The 14,776-nt window shown below is 46.3% G+C and carries 12 protein-coding genes; 5 read left to right on the forward strand and 7 right to left on the reverse strand.

The genetic code is table 11. The features are described from left to right. Positions 1 to 152: 152 nt before the first annotated feature. Positions 153 to 890, forward strand: coding sequence for an NUDIX hydrolase (locus AC6R05_RS19665; RefSeq protein ID WP_500648389.1), 738 nt, complete (start codon positions 153 to 155; stop codon positions 888 to 890). An 83-nt stretch (positions 891 to 973) separates the two neighbouring features. Here AC6R05_RS19665 and AC6R05_RS19670 read toward each other — a convergent pair whose 3' ends face one another. The 3 genes from AC6R05_RS19670 to AC6R05_RS19680 all read right to left on the reverse strand — a co-directional run bounded on the left by AC6R05_RS19670 (position 974) and on the right by AC6R05_RS19680 (position 4,463). Beyond that, a complete protein-coding gene (locus AC6R05_RS19670) occupies positions 974 to 1,675 on the reverse strand; it encodes a DUF1028 domain-containing protein (RefSeq protein ID WP_500648390.1) in 702 nt (233 codons plus the stop codon). 21 nt (positions 1,676 to 1,696) lie between these two features. Then, positions 1,697 to 3,088, reverse strand: a complete 1,392-nt coding sequence (locus tag AC6R05_RS19675; protein ID WP_408683490.1) for a YfcC family protein — start codon at positions 3,086 to 3,088, stop codon at positions 1,697 to 1,699. Positions 3,089 to 3,209: 121 nt separating this feature from the next. After that, positions 3,210 to 4,463, reverse strand: coding sequence for a M20 family metallo-hydrolase (locus tag AC6R05_RS19680; protein WP_500648391.1), 1,254 nt, complete (start codon positions 4,461 to 4,463; stop codon positions 3,210 to 3,212). Between the two features lie 236 nt (positions 4,464 to 4,699). Here AC6R05_RS19680 and AC6R05_RS19685 point away from each other — a divergent pair, with 236 nt between their 5' ends. Beyond that, positions 4,700 to 5,446 carry a FadR/GntR family transcriptional regulator gene (locus AC6R05_RS19685; RefSeq protein ID WP_500648392.1) on the forward strand — a complete coding sequence of 249 codons (747 nt, stop codon included), beginning with the start codon at positions 4,700 to 4,702 and terminating at the stop codon, positions 5,444 to 5,446. A 155-nt stretch (positions 5,447 to 5,601) separates the two neighbouring features. Here the strand turns inward: AC6R05_RS19685 and exaC are convergent, their stop codons facing one another. After that, complete coding sequence (gene exaC / locus AC6R05_RS19690) at positions 5,602 to 7,122, reverse strand: acetaldehyde dehydrogenase ExaC (protein ID WP_500648393.1); 1,521 nt, start codon at positions 7,120 to 7,122, stop codon at positions 5,602 to 5,604. A 277-nt stretch (positions 7,123 to 7,399) separates the two neighbouring features. On the opposite strand from exaC, the gene AC6R05_RS19695 reads away from it, so the two are divergent. Then, positions 7,400 to 9,160 carry a sigma-54-dependent Fis family transcriptional regulator gene (locus AC6R05_RS19695; protein WP_500648394.1) on the forward strand — a complete coding sequence of 587 codons (1,761 nt, stop codon included), beginning with the start codon at positions 7,400 to 7,402 and terminating at the stop codon, positions 9,158 to 9,160. A gap of 32 nt (positions 9,161 to 9,192) precedes the next feature. Here AC6R05_RS19695 and AC6R05_RS19700 read toward each other — a convergent pair whose 3' ends face one another. After that, positions 9,193 to 10,029 carry a LysR family transcriptional regulator gene (locus AC6R05_RS19700; RefSeq protein ID WP_500648395.1) on the reverse strand — a complete coding sequence of 279 codons (837 nt, stop codon included), beginning with the start codon at positions 10,027 to 10,029 and terminating at the stop codon, positions 9,193 to 9,195. Positions 10,030 to 10,154: 125 nt separating this feature from the next. On the opposite strand from AC6R05_RS19700, the gene AC6R05_RS19705 reads away from it, so the two are divergent. Beyond that, the gene (locus tag AC6R05_RS19705) at positions 10,155 to 10,802 is read left to right on the forward strand and encodes a glutathione S-transferase family protein (protein ID WP_500648396.1); all 648 of its coding nucleotides are present in this window, start codon (positions 10,155 to 10,157) and stop codon (positions 10,800 to 10,802) included. 110 nt (positions 10,803 to 10,912) lie between these two features. On the opposite strand, the gene trpS is transcribed toward AC6R05_RS19705, so the two are convergent. Then, on the reverse strand, positions 10,913 to 11,935 hold the full coding sequence (gene trpS, locus AC6R05_RS19710) for a tryptophan--tRNA ligase (RefSeq protein ID WP_500648397.1): 1,023 nt from the start codon (positions 11,933 to 11,935) through the stop codon (positions 10,913 to 10,915). Between the two features lie 262 nt (positions 11,936 to 12,197). Beyond that, positions 12,198 to 13,526, reverse strand: coding sequence for an anaerobic C4-dicarboxylate transporter (locus AC6R05_RS19715; RefSeq protein ID WP_500648398.1), 1,329 nt, complete (start codon positions 13,524 to 13,526; stop codon positions 12,198 to 12,200). A 423-nt stretch (positions 13,527 to 13,949) separates the two neighbouring features. Here AC6R05_RS19715 and AC6R05_RS19720 point away from each other — a divergent pair, with 423 nt between their 5' ends. After that, positions 13,950 to 14,609 carry an HAD family hydrolase gene (locus AC6R05_RS19720; protein ID WP_500648399.1) on the forward strand — a complete coding sequence of 220 codons (660 nt, stop codon included), beginning with the start codon at positions 13,950 to 13,952 and terminating at the stop codon, positions 14,607 to 14,609. Positions 14,610 to 14,776: the final 167 nt, after the last annotated feature.

The raw sequence follows: 14,776 nt of genomic DNA on the forward strand, positions 1-14,776 counted from the left end.
GCTCTGGTTTCCAAGCGCAGTTTTTGTTTCTTACCTACCGCTTTCCAAAGCAATCTCCATGTCACCAGCTTTTCGGGTGTCATAAGCTCTACATCTGTTATAAGCTCCCTCTATAAAGACTCTCAATAAATCAAAACAATAGAGGATCACCCGTGGAATTTACGCTCGACAAATTTAACGGCATCATCATCGACCCAGCAAGCGTCCCTCATGATGCGAACACATTCAATGCCGAACTGAACCAGATCACTGAATTTTCAAAGCAAAATGACAAAGGCATTATTTGGATTAGTCTGCCTATTTCCCTGTCGCATCTTATCCCAGTCGCAACTGAATTAGGCTTTGTGTTCCATAACTGTCTAGAAGATGAGATTACGCTGATCCACAAATCCGAAATCGTTGAGTTTGTACCTTTCATCCCAACCCATACTTTGGGTGCTGGTGCGTTAATCACCAATGAGCATAACCAAGTGCTGATGATCAAAGAGCACGGTATGAAGGGCTACAAACTACCAGGTGGCCACATTGAGCTTGGCGAGGGTATTGAAGAGTCTGTGGTTCGAGAAACATTTGAAGAGACGGGCATCGAAGCCAAGTTCGTTTCAGTTGTGGGTATGGCAACGCGCCACCCATATCAGTTTGGCAAATCAAACCTCTACTTTGTTTGCCACCTTATTGCTCAGACTCAAGAGATTGCGATTCAAGACACGGATGAAATCGCAGAAGCCAAATGGGTCGATATCCAAGAGTTTATCAACGATATGAGCAACTTCCCGTTCAACCGCCATATGGTTGAATCTTTGGTGGGCAAGCGAGGTTTGGAACTGACTCAGCTAGAGGGTAATCAAGGGCCTACTTACAAGCCTGAGATCTTCTTTTCGAAGCACTAACGCTTAGTCGCCCAATGATTGAAAACAAAAAAGCCAAGTGATTTGAAACTCACTTGGCTTTTATTTCGATTAAACCTTCATCCTTACTGGTTTGGTAGATTGTTTAGAAAATCTTGAAAACCCGCCTCGCGGACACGCCCCAGTACTTTTCGCAATTCACTAATTAAGCACCCATCAGCCCAATCAACACGAATATCAATCGGCGCTTTAGTCAGGCTTTCTACTCGGAGTGATGCGGAAAAGGTTCCTCGCTTGTCTCCTCCCGCTTGCAACGCGGCTTCCAATGCTGTGATCAATATTTCTGGTAGCTCTGCTTCATAGTCATCTATATAAACAGGCGCTCCATCTTCTAAGATTGAGCTTGGATTCTGCGTCGTTTGAGCGATAAAGCTGTCTGAAAAGGCCTGTAAAACCTTGTCACTTTCTAGCATGTTTCCAGCAACGGCAATCGTAGGGTAAGCAATCGAGCCGACATAAGGGATGTTGTCATCACCATGAATAAAAGCGCTGTCGCCATTTTTATCCATCACCATGCATTGGCGTTTTGAATATTCGGCATCGCCCGCTTTTAAAGATTCGACCACCTGAGCAGCCGTCTTACCGAGAATAAATAACTCACGCGCTTTGTCTGCATACCAAGGGTTAGTAAATAACCCTTGAGTTGCACACGCCCCGACACCTCGCCAGCTATGGTTCACATAGCCTCCGACTGACACACCTCCTGTCGCAGAGATAGAAGCCGATAAACCAGTATTGGGATTAACGTGAATAAGTGAAATTGTCATAGATGTTCAACACCAAAAAAACTAGTAACCAATCATTTGTCCAATGAACAGCGCCACCCAACATAGGGTATAAACCACCAACATAAATGGCACAATCGCTTTCAACCACTGCTCGTAAGAGACTCGACCCAGCGCAAGCATCGCTAGCGTGCCGCCAGAGGTTGGTACAATAAGGTTTGTTAGGCCATCACCTACTTGGAATGCAGTAACCATCAGCTGGCGACTCATACCTGCTAAGTCAGCAACCGGGATCATGATCGGCATGGTCACCATCGCCTGACCAGAACCACCAGGAATGAATAAGTTGATGATGCCTTGAACCACACTCGCCACAATAGCAGCTAACGCGATTGGCATATCTTGAATCAGTGAACTCAGTGCATTAACGATGGTATCGATAATTGACGCTTGGTTAAGGATCACTTGAATAGAGGCAGCAACACCGATCACCAAGGCACCAGAGGTAACGCCCGACGCACCTTCCATCATCTGTTTCACAATAGCGTTTGCACCCAAGCCGTTCACGATACCAATCGCAATCGCCATCAATAAGAAAAGACCTGCGATCTCGTTGATGTACCAACCATTAGCGAACACACCGTAAAGCATGATACCTAAGCCAATAAGAAAAACGCCCAAGGTCATTTTGTCTTTCTTATTGAGTTGGTATTCAGAGATGTCTTTGCTCAGGCCACCAGCTGTTTCAGGCTCTTTGAACTCCATTTTAGTCACACGAGAACAAATGTAGTAAGACAGTAATGCCAAAGAAGAAAGCACCATAACGGTACGTAACCAAGCACCAGAGAAGATTGGAAGCTCCGCGATACCTTGTGCAACACCAACCGTGTACGGGTTAATCGGTGACAGAGCAAAACCCACGCCGATACCACCTACGGCCATCACCGTGCCCACTAAGCTCGAGTATCCAACCGCCGCAGAGATCAGGACCGCAACTGGCACTAAGGCGATGTTGTTTTCAAAGCCAACCGCTACACCAAAGAAACCATAGATGAACGTGCCTATCGTAATGATTAGGTTACGGTTTTTAATTCCAGCTTTGTTTACGGCAACACCGATGGCATTTTCTAATGCGCCAGTGCGTTGCAAAATATGGAATAGACCGCCCGCGATAAACACAATAAACAAGTAAGGTGCTGCGCTAATCAATCCTTTAGGAATAGAGACGAAGATATCGAAGAAATGTACCGATGGAACACCTTCAATATAAGTGAATGAATCAGCAACAACCGTTGTTCTACCATCAACGACAACGCGCTCAAACTCACCAGCTGGCACGATAAAAGTAAGAAGGTAAGTGGCTACCAGTATAAAAAAGATAAGAACCATCGGGTCTGGTACGTTTTTATACCATGCCCTCTTCTCTGCTGTTTCCATTTTCTCTGTCATATCCATAACCAAATCTCTCCTTAGTATAGGGAGCGCCTGAGAGCTGCGCTCTGTGGTATTTGTAGCAGGCAATAACCAGAACTTTGTTCAGATACCGTTAAAGACTGCTACCAAAATCTCGAATCGTTTATTCTTGCTCTGCTTTCATCAATAGACAGAAGTGGTTTAACACTTCGACTGCAGCAACCAAATCTTGCTGAAGAATGGCTTCGTCTGGGTGGTGGCTAATGCCATCAGTACAACGCATAAACAGCATTGCGATATCGGTGAGCTTACTCACCGCCAAGCCGTCATGGCCTGCACCGCTGTATAGGTGTTTCGGTGTGATACCCGACAAACTTACCGCGTTGCTTAAAACTGACGATAATGAATCAGCACAAGTCACAGCTGATTGCTCATAAGTCTGTTCATGACGGTAAGCCAAGTTGTATTGATTCATCAGGCTATCGATATCTGCCAACATCTCTTCTCGCGCTTTAACACGAGAAGCGTCATTTGGTGAACGAAGCTCAATGGTAATGTCTGTTTGTTGAGGGATAACGTTGACGCCATTCGGATAGTTAGCAATTTTGCCCACAACACCGACTAGGTCTTCTTCTCGCTTACAAAGCTGATCAAACATGTGGATCACTTGAGCTGCACCTACCAACGCATCTTGGCGTAGGTTCATCGGTACTGTGCCCGCATGGCTCGCTTTGCCAATGATCGACAAGGTATGGCGCTCAATCCCAGTCATTGCCGTCACTACCCCTACAGGCAGGTTGGCTTGCTCTAACTGCGGACCTTGCTCAATGTGCAGTTCAACAAAACCAAGCACATTGTCTTTCTCATAAGCGTCTTCACTAATGAGGTCTGGGTTACAACCAAAAGACACCAAAGCATCTCGCATGCTTACGCCGTTTGCGTCTTCTGCTGCCAACATCGCAGGATCGAAGATGCCTGAAATCGCTTTTGAGCCTAAAAGTGTCGATTGAAAGCGCGTGCCCTCTTCGTCACTAAAAGCAATCACATCAATATGAAACGGGAACTCTAACTGGTTGTTGTGAAAGTAATTAACCAGTGCGACTGGCAGTATTACGCCAAGGATCCCATCATATTTGCCCCCATTAGGCACCGTATCTTGGTGTGAGCCAAAGATCAGTGTCTTAGCATCTGGATTAGCACTTGGGTAACGACCAATTAAGTTTGCCGCGTTGTCCATTCGAACTTCCATACCAGACATTGTCATCCAGTCATGCAGCTTTCGGTTTGCCTCTTCATGCTCTTTAGACGCACATAAACGCGTAACCCCTTCTTTATCGGGATCGGATGTTTGGCTGCATTGAGCAATAGACTCTAGCCACTCCCACGTTAAGCTGGCAGTTTCTTCGAATTTACCCATCTAAAATCATTCCATTCTGATCATGTACACCCAGGCAATTTATCATGATAAATATCAAATAAAAGCTATTTATCATGATAAATAAATATTTTGTGACTAAGATTCGATCAATAATCGGAGTGTTTCATAACTCAACACTCCGATTTGCCGGGGTTTTTAGGGCAAGAAAACAGGTGACATTCAGAGGAATTCCGTCAGAATTCAATAGGTACGGATAACACCCCAGCGAGGATAATGTGGCAAAAAGCGCGAAGAGACGTAGAACACAAGAATTAGCAGAATCGATCAAGAACTGGATCGTCGAGCAAGCACTTCAGCCTGGGGATCGTTTACCTAACGAGCTTGAGGTTATGGAGAAGTTTGACGCTTCAAAAGGAACGGTTCGTGAAAGTATGCGAATCTTGGAAGCGCAAGGCATTTTGTCGACCAAAACCGGCCCGAATGGCGGTGTGTTCGTGAGTGAGATGAGCGAAAATAAAGCACAGTCACTCTTAAGTAACTACCTGTTTTTTAAGAACACTTCGATATCAGATTTGTACCAAATGCGTTTGTCGCTTGAGCCGGAGATTGCGGCTTCCCTCGCGGGGAGACTAAGCGAGTCGCAATTGCAGGCACTGAGCGACCAAATCGACAAGTATCAAACGCCGCCTGAAGATATTTATCAAGAGCGCGAACACCACATCGCATCGCTAGAGTTCCACAGCTTATTGGCGAGCTATTCAGATAATGAGCTATTAAAGTTTGTGGTACGTTTTACCGCGCAAATGCTCACTGAGCTGACGATTTATCACAAGCTTTACGAACCAGGAAACCACAAACTGTGGCGTACCGGCGTGCAAAGCCAACGCGACCTTGTGCAAGCGCTGAGCAAAAGTGACGCAATAAAAGCGAAGCAAATCATGCAGCAACATATGCTGACAGCGCACCAGCTTATGATTAAGCAAGAAGCGCAAATCGCTAACAGCTTTATCGCCGAAGAATAAGTCCAAGCGCGTTCAACCTAGCTAGCACATCTCGCACACACTAAAAAACGCCAAGCTCATAAGAACTTGGCGTTTTGCTTTTCACTTTACCTAGATTGTTTTAGCCAACTCGTTGCTAGTGAATACTTAATTGAGAGTTCTAAAGAACATCTATTTTAGAAGAAGCCTAGCGGATTAGTATCGTAGCTGATCAGCAGGTTCTTCGTATTCTGGTAATGATCAAGCATCATCTTATGCGTCTCACGGCCGATGCCTGATTTCTTGTAACCACCAAACGCGGCGTGTGCAGGGTAAGCGTGGTAGCAGTTCACCCAAATACGGCCAGCTTCGATATTACGGCCCATGCGGTAAGCAAGGTTGGCATCACGCGTCCATACACCTGCACCCAAGCCATATTCTGTGTCATTAGCGATCGCCAGTGCCTCGGCTTCATCCTTAAAGGTAGTGACTGCGATAACAGGACCGAAAATCTCTTCTTGGAAGACACGCATCTTGTTGTTACCCGCCAGCATCGTTGGCTGGATGTAATAGCCGCTACCAAGATCGTCTGGCTGCTGCGCGATTTCACCACCAGTTAGCACTTTCGCACCCTCTTGGCGGCCAATCTCTAGATAGCTAAGAATCTTATCAAACTGCTCTTGAGAGGCTTGTGCGCCAACCTGAGTGTCTGTATCTAGCGGGTTGCCTTGCTTGATGGTTTGAGCACGCTCGACCACTTTCGCAATGAACTTGTCATATACCGATTCATGAATCAGCACACGAGAAGGACAAGTACACACCTCACCTTGGTTAAAGAACGCCAGCAACATACCTTCGACACACTTATCTAGGTACTCGTCTTCATGATCAAAGATGTCTGGGAAGTAGATGTTTGGAGACTTGCCGCCCAGCTCTACCGTTGATGGGATCAAGCTTTCAGCAGCACATTTTAGAATATGATGACCAACCTCAGTTGAGCCGGTAAAAGCTAACTTCGCAATGCGATCGCTCGTCGCTAGGGCTTGCCCCGCCTCACTACCGAAACCATTAACGATGTTGACTACGCCAGCAGGCAGAAGGTCGGCGATCTTCTCCATCATGACCAAAATAGACGTTGGTGTTTGCTCGGCAGGCTTCATCACCACACAACAACCTGCCGCCAGTGCTGGTGCTAGTTTCCAAGCTGCCATTAGAATCGGGAAGTTCCAAGGGATGATCTGACCAACTACACCAATTGGCTCTGGGAAATGGTAGCTAGCGGTGTTTGAATCAAGCTCGGCTGCACTGCCTTCTTGCGCGCGAATACAGCCAGCGAAGTAACGGAAGTGATCGACAACTAAAGGGAGATCCGCAGCCAACGTTTCTCGCACTGGCTTACCGTTTTCCCAAGTCTCTGCAACGGCCAACTCTTCTAGGTTCGCTTCAATTCGGTCGGCAATTTTAAGTAGGATGTTCGAGCGTTCAGCAACACTGGTCGCCGCCCAACTTGCACGCGCTGCATGTGCTGCGTCTAGTGCTAACGAGATGTCCGCTTCTGTCGAGCGCGCTACTTGGCAGTAAACTTGTCCATTGACCGGAGAACTATTGTCAAAGTATTCGCCGGACGTAGGCTTTACCCACTCCCCTCCAATAAAGTTGTCGTACTGAGCCTTAAAATTGACGACTGCATTGTCACTGCCAGGCTGTGCGTAAATCATAGTGAGATCCTTCTGTGATTGTCTAAGTATTTGAATATTCGCCATGTCATGTTCATGGTTTCTGTTTAAAACACTGTCATTTCGTGTTTTGTTCACATACCTAACAACGCAAGTCACACGCCAACATCGAAAATCTTGTTGTTAATAATTTGTAAAACTATGATTACCAAACGTTTACAACCAGTGGTGAGTTGGAATTGAATCGTCGTACGGAGATTGCTCCAGTGTTCAACTGTTCCAAATTGGTACACCTTTACTGTGACAACATGGAACAGTTATGCAGATTCAACACACAAATCCTTCAGAATGGCTTACTTCATCTTGGCACCGCAGCAGCGAGGCGGGATTAAAACCTAGAAAGCTACCCGACGACATTCGACTGCCTAATGCGATGCTCAAAGAGCGTCGTTTTCACTCATCACAGCTCATCGAAACCGTGCAAAGCATGGCCCTACCGCTGTTTAATCAGACCTTTGCCCGTAGTGACAGTCGGCTGATATTGACCGATACCGATGGGGTGATACTGGCGAGTTGGGGGCAGAAGCGCTTTGAAGAGAAGCTCACCAGTATTGCATTGAGCTCTGGTGCCTGCTGGAAGGAACAACTTAAGGGCACCAATGCCATTGGCACTGCATTGATTGAAGCCAAACCCGTGACGATTATTGGTGAACAACACTTCATTCATCAGCACCGCTTTATCAGCTGCTCAGCGAACCCTATTTTTGATCATCAAGGGCAGATGGTCGGCATTTTAGATATCACCAGTGAGCAGCAACAACACGACAGCTCAGTACAGTTCTTAGTGCAGAATATGGTGCAACTAGTAGAGAACCAACTACTCAATCACATTCCCCAAGGCTCCACTCGCATCGACCTCGCATGTGAAAAGTCACTGCTGCATAGCGGTTGGCAGGGCATTGTTATCGCCAACGAGGCGGGAGAAGTATTGGCCCATAACCAAGTCGCCTCACAACTTTTAGAGCAAGGCTCGATACTTGGTGAAAGCATTGATCAGCTCTTCAATCGTTCTGAATCGTCTTTTGTGTTTGAGAAAAAGAGCCTCAACACGCCCTCACCAAAGCGCAGCCGCGCAATCACTGCCTCATGCGAGTTACACCATGGCGATCAACAGATCGAACAAGCGTGGCAACAAGCCAGTAAAGTCATAGATAAAGGCATCAGCCTTCTGATACTCGGGGAAACAGGTGTTGGTAAAGGCGAGTTTGTCAAAGCACTTCATAAGCAGAGTCAACGCAGCAATAGCCCTTTGGTGGCAGTAAATTGCGGCGCGCTACCGAAAGATTTGATTGAGTCTGAGCTGTTTGGTTATGCGCCGGGGGCTTTTACTGGCGCAAACAAACAAGGTTTCCAAGGTAAGATCCGTCAAGCTGACAAAGGGATCTTATTTTTGGATGAGATAGCTGATATGCCGTTAGAGGCTCAGTGTCGTTTACTTCATGTCTTGCAGGATAAATCGGTAGTGCCTGTCGGTTCTAACCAAAGCTATCAAGTCGATTGCCAGATCATAGCAGCAACCCACAAAGACTTGACCCAGCTCGTCGAAACAGGTCAATTCAGACAAGATCTTTACTACCGTCTCAATGGTTTGATATTCACCCTGCCAAGCCTCAGTCAAAGACAAGATAAACAGGAATTGATTGAAGCCATCCATCGCAAATACGCAGAGTCAGAGCAAACTATCTGTTCGCACCTGATGTCTCTGTTTTGCTCCTATCCGTGGCCGGGCAACATTCGTGAACTGGATAATCTACTCAAGGTATCCGCTTTAATGTCGAGCGGTGAACCGCAACTAAAACTCGAGCACGTACCATTACAGCTCGCCGAACAACTGGCGAATCAAAGCCCTATCACTTGCACTCAAGCGCCATCTAATAACGATCTGCAAAGCACAGTGGAAGAGACCTTAGTTCAAACCTATCAAGCGAACCAAGGCAACATCAGTAAAACGTCGAGGGTGCTTGGTATTAGTCGTAACACCATTTATCGCAAGCTTAAGCGACTGGGCATTTTGCAATAGTCGCTTATGTAGGATTGAGAGCTCTGATAGCCTTAATGAGAAAGGTTGAGATCGCCCAGTCGATTTAAAAGATCTTTGTCTAACAGAGGATGATGTTGAGTACCCAATATCAGAGCTATTTCTACAGCAGGCAGTGAGGGCATATTTTCAAGGATCTTAAGCTCCGGTGGCACGCTCAATTTACCCATCGCCCCAACAGCTAAGCCAGCTCTCACGATGGCGCTCTGAGCCGATGCTGTATTGCTGCAAGCTAGCAATCGATAGGCGGTGCCTTGTTTTGTCAATCCATTCACTGCGGCTGCGTGATACTTACAATCGGTTTGAAACAGCGCCAACGGCAGCGATTCATGAGCATCGAAATCAAAGTCTTGGCTCGCTATCCACACCCCAACATCATTGGCGAGCCAGTAACCCTCTTCGCTATCAGGTGCACGCGTAACAATCGCCGCGTCGAGTCGTCCATCATCGAGCCACTCACGTAGCGTGATGCTTGGTTGGCTGAATACCTGAATCGAACAGGTGGGTTCAGCTTCCATCACCACCTCAATAAACTTAGGCAGCAAGGTGTCGTTGTAGTCTTCAGGGCAACCCAGTCGCAGCGGCTGCTTGTTCTCGTAACATTTGACCTGTTTCAGTGCCGTATTGTGTAACGCCACGAGTTGTTCAGCATGAGAGCGCAGAGCCAGCCCTGCTTCGGTCAGCACCAAGTTACGCCCCTCTTTTTGGAACAAGGTGACGTTGAGCTCTTCCTCTAACTTGCGCATTTGAGCGCTAAATGCAGACTGGGTGCGGTTTATCTGTTTGGCGGCTCGGGTGAAACTGCTGGTTTCGACAAAGGCAAGAAAGCCCCTTAGCGCATCAATATCCATATCGATTTGGTACCCATCGTTTTTATTAATGTATTACATCAAAATTATCCGTTAGTGGCGCGCAATACAATCTCTTAAGCTAAACCTATTCCATTAGACGATAAATTTAACGCAAGGAAGCCTTTATGAAACTCTTCATCGCTAATCAAAACTACTCTAGCTGGTCACTTCGAGCTTGGTTGATTTTAGCTCAGCACAACCTCGACGCCGAGATCACCAAACTGACACTATTCACACCAGAATTCTATGAGACGCTTTCTGAGGTCACTCCAACTGCAAAAGTACCAACACTGGTCGATGACAACATCACAGTGTGGGATTCTTTTGCCATCTTGGAATACATCAACGAAGCGCATCTCGATGGTGCTGCGTGGCCACAGTCTGCGTCAGAACGTGCCCATGCCCGAGCGATATCCGCAGAGATGCACTCTGGCTTTTTTGCTCTAAGAGAAGAGCTACCGATGAACTGCCGAGCGCGTAGAAAAGTGGTATTGAGCGAGGCAGCGAAGAAAGATATTGAGAGAGTGGATACCCTGTGGTCCGAACAAGGCGAAAAATACCCTGATGGTTGGCTTTTCGGCGAGTGGTCTATCGCTGATGCTATGTACGCGCCTCTTGCTCTAAGGTTCAGAACCTATGGAATTGAGCTTTCAGAAGCTGCGACTAGCTACCAAGAGCGTGTACTTAATAGCCCTGCCATTGTTAGATGGTTAGAAGAAGCAAGCCTAGAGACAGACATTGTCGAAGAGGATGAAGCAGGAGAGCCGGTTTAGGACTTGAAAAGACTGAATTTAATGAGGCTCGGTGTGAGCCTCATTGGTTTTGGTCGCAACCCGCCAACGTAGCAGGTTTTCAATGTTGTATCTGGATACCTTTGAGACCTTCAGAAGATATTGAGCCCGAATACATCCTTCACATCGAACAGAACTTTGGCTGTTTTTTCTCTGGAACGCTGACTGCCGATAGATAAGATCTCCAACAGCTGAGCCTTATCATCAAGGTACTCTGCCCTACGTGCTCTGATTGGACGAAGCATCTCTTGCAGACACTCTTCCAAGACTTTCTTGGTCGTGCCATCACCTAGCCCACCACGTCGATAGTGCTCTTTAAGCTGCTCTACTTCGTTCTTATCTGGGTGGAACGCATCAAGATACGTGAACACCACATTCCCTTCTACGGTACCCGGGTCTTCCACTCTTAGATGATTAGGGTCGGTGTACATTGATTTCACGGCTGTAGAGATCTCTTTCTCACTCGCGCCCAAATTGATGGCATTACCCATCGACTTCGACATCTTGTTTTTACCATCAGTACTAGGTAAGCGCGGAGCATTACTGAGCAGAGGTCGGCACTCATTCAAAATGGTGCGTCCTGCTAAGCCGTTTACCTTTCTCACGATCTCATTGGTTTGCTCTAACATCGGCAGTTGGTCATCGCCTACAGGCACTAATGTAGCATTGAAACCTGTAATGTCTGCAGCTTGAGAGATAGGGTAAGTTAAGAAGCCTGCCGGAAGAGAGCGTTCAAAGCCCTTGTTTTGAATCTCACTTTTCACTGTAGGATTGCGTTCTAATCGACTGATAGAGACAAGATTGCTGTAGTACATGGTCAGCTCTGCGAGCGCAGGAACTTGCGACTGAAGGCAGATAGTGGTTTGCGAAGGGTCAATGCCAACAGCTAAATAGTCAGCCACCACGTTTAGAATGTTGGAAGAGACTTTACTTGGATTATGCGCGTTATCCGTTAAGCCTTGCATATCTGCAACCAGAATGGTCTGCTCATGCTGTGATTGCAGAGCTACACGCTGTTTCAGTGAACCCACATAATGGCCTAAGTGCAGAGGGCCTGTGGCTCTGTCACCAGTAAGGATAATGTCTTTTGTATCAGTGTGTTGATTGGTTTTCATAATAGTATCTCCTAGTAAAAATAAACCGCTACTGGAGATACAAAAAGAGATGACATTCTTAGCTACCTACCAGCAGCTTAAGAATGTAAGAATCCTGCGCCGCTCTAATTAGAGCGCCACCAGATAATGAATGATGAAGGTGTAGGATTCGTTTGCATTCATCCAATCTAACAACAACATCTTATAAATTCAACCATCAAACAGATACAAAAACAGCGCCTTAATCAGCGCTGTTTTTCTTGTTAACTCATTGATATTTATATCAGCCGATGAACACCTTAGCTAACACGTAGCCTAGGCAACATGCACCGACGACGCCAATCAAACCAACCGACATGAATGAGTGGTTGAAGTACCACTTACCAATCTTAGTGGTGCCAGAAACATCGAAGTTCACCGTTGCAATGTCTGATGGGTAGTTAGGAATAAAGAAGTAACCATATACCGCTGGCATCAAGCCGATAAGTAAAGCTGGGTCTAACCCTAGACCAAGGCCAACAGGGAGCATCATACGCGCGGTGGCAGCTTGTGAATTCACCACAACCGATACAATGAATAGCGCCAGTGCGAACGTCCATGGGTAGTTAGTTACCATCTCAACGATGCCAGACTTGAACTGAGGCATGGCGTACTGGAAGTAAGTATCTGACATCCAAGCGATACCAAAGATAGCGATCGCCGCCACCATACCTGACTTAAATACCACACCATTTGGTACGTCACGTGGGTCAGTCTTAGTCGCCAGCAAGATGATACCGCCGAAGCATAGCATCATCATTTGGATGATCACCGACATCTTGATTGGCTTTTCACCGTCTACAATGGTTCTGATCTCAGGTACCATCGCCACAATTACGATCACCACAATTGAAAGTAAGAAGATCAATACTGCGTTGCGAGCCGACGTTGGTAGCACTTCATCTAAAGAAGTCGCAGTGGTGCTTTCAATGCGCTTTTTCCACTCAGGATCTTTTAGTCGCGCTTGGTAATCAGGATCGTCATTTAGCTCTTTACCGCGCTTCAAGCTGTACAGAGACAACAACAGCGTACCAAACAGCGTTGCAGGCACTGTCACAAGCAGGATAGACAATAAGGTAATCGAGTGCTGAATATCAGACAGCTGCGCTAAGTAGTAAACCACGGCCGCTGAGATCGGAGATGCGGTAATTGCCAGTTGTGAAGCTACAGACGCTGCTGCCATTGGACGTTCTGGACGGATACCATTTTTAAGCGCCACATCACCGATGATAGGCATAATTGAGTAAACCGCGTGGCCTGTTCCCAATAGAAATGTCATTGAGTACGTCACAAACGGCGCTATCAAGGTCACTCGTTTCGGGTTCTTTCTTAGTACCCTCTCTGCCACTTGCAGCATGTATTTCAAACCACCAGCGGCTTCTAAGATGGAAGCACAGGTCACAACCGCAAGAATAATCAGCATTACAGTGACTGGTGGAGAGGTTGGTGGCATCTTAAAAACGAAGACTTCAATCACCAAACCAATACCAGAAACAACACCTAAACCAATACCGCCATATCGAGAACCGATATAGAGGACAACTAGCAAAAATAGAAACTCAAAATACAACATAAGCTACCCTACCTAAAACATGGAATAGGGATATTTTCTCTGTATGTTCAATGATTTACTTATTACTAGGTCACACTCTGATTGACCATTCTAACGGATTGTTTTTTATCAGATTATGGTCACGATAACAGGACCATAAGTATCTAGATTGTGATCATTTCTCTTCATCACGACGTCGATTTGTTATGCACGCTGATGTTGATTGTTTCTTTTAGAACGAGGGAATCTATAAAATTTACCCATCAGATCCATTTGTTATTAAAGCAATGATATGCATATGAGTTTTCTCGATCATTAAGGGAACATTTAAGTCGAGTTATCATAGTTTGGAACGTTTATTCACAGAGCTTTAACTCGCCTAAGTTATTGGGGTATGTCAAAATAGCCGCCCTCAGCAAAGACGATGGTACAAGAACCGCAACTATGAAATTCCAAGCAGCAATTTTTGATATGGATGGCCTACTTCTCGATACCGAGCGCCTGTGTATGCAGATATTCGAAGAAGCGTGCCAAGCACAAGGGGTCCCTTTCCTAAAAGATGTTTACCTCGGCATCATCGGCTGCAATGCTAAAACCATCGAGCAAATCTTTCGTAACGGTTACGGTGAAGACCTCGACTACCCAGCCCTCAACAATGAGTGGCGTACTCGCTACAGCGCGATCGTGAAGAACCAAGCGATTCCAGTAAAAGAGGGCGTGATTGAGCTGCTAGAGTGGTTGAAGTCGAACAATATTCCAGCTGCAGTTGCGACTTCGACTCAACTGGATATCGCCAAGAAGAAACTTGAATTAGCAGGATTAGATTCCTACTTCGCTTCTCTAAGCACAGGCTGTGAGGTAACGAATGGTAAGCCACACCCAGAGATCTACCTATTAGCGGCAGAACGTCTTGGCGTTGCTCCGGAATCATGTCTGGCCTTTGAAGATTCCAACAATGGCATCCGCGCTTCTATGGCCGCGAATATGATCAGCTTCCAGATCCCGGATTTGGTCGAGCCATGTGAAGAGGTGAAAGCACTGGGCCACACCATTAGCCCATCACTACATGATGTGCTGGCTCAACTGCAAAAAGAAGCAGCCTAGAAGCCTTCAGCTAGACATAATTTGAAGCCGACCTTTGAGTCGGCTTTGTTGTATTGATGTTTCAGAAGACGATCTCGATAAGCTCAAACCTCAGAAACTAGAGCTTCAGTACAAAGCCCAAAAGATTGGCTGTAAAACAGACTCAGAAATGATTAGCATGACAACTC

The sequence above is a fragment of the Vibrio sp. R11-SG3-ISO9 genome, assembly GCF_059834255.1.

Excerpts from the sequence above, each read along its gene's own strand:
- AC6R05_RS19720 (WP_500648399.1), top strand. The coding sequence starts at position 13,950 with ATGAAATTCCAAGCAGCAATTTTTGATATGGATGGCCTACTTCTCGAT.
- AC6R05_RS19715 (WP_500648398.1), bottom strand. The coding sequence starts at position 13,526 with ATGTTGTATTTTGAGTTTCTATTTTTGCTAGTTGTCCTCTATATCGGT.
- AC6R05_RS19705 (WP_500648396.1), top strand. The coding sequence starts at position 10,155 with ATGAAACTCTTCATCGCTAATCAAAACTACTCTAGCTGGTCACTTCGA.
- AC6R05_RS19680 (WP_500648391.1), bottom strand. The coding sequence starts at position 4,463 with ATGGGTAAATTCGAAGAAACTGCCAGCTTAACGTGGGAGTGGCTAGAG.
- AC6R05_RS19695 (WP_500648394.1), top strand. The coding sequence starts at position 7,400 with ATGCAGATTCAACACACAAATCCTTCAGAATGGCTTACTTCATCTTGG.
- trpS (WP_500648397.1), bottom strand. The coding sequence starts at position 11,935 with ATGAAAACCAATCAACACACTGATACAAAAGACATTATCCTTACTGGT.
- AC6R05_RS19700 (WP_500648395.1), bottom strand. The coding sequence starts at position 10,029 with ATGGATATTGATGCGCTAAGGGGCTTTCTTGCCTTTGTCGAAACCAGC.
- exaC (WP_500648393.1), bottom strand. The coding sequence starts at position 7,122 with ATGATTTACGCACAGCCTGGCAGTGACAATGCAGTCGTCAATTTTAAG.
- AC6R05_RS19670 (WP_500648390.1), bottom strand. The coding sequence starts at position 1,675 with ATGACAATTTCACTTATTCACGTTAATCCCAATACTGGTTTATCGGCT.
- AC6R05_RS19675 (WP_408683490.1), bottom strand. The coding sequence starts at position 3,088 with ATGGATATGACAGAGAAAATGGAAACAGCAGAGAAGAGGGCATGGTAT.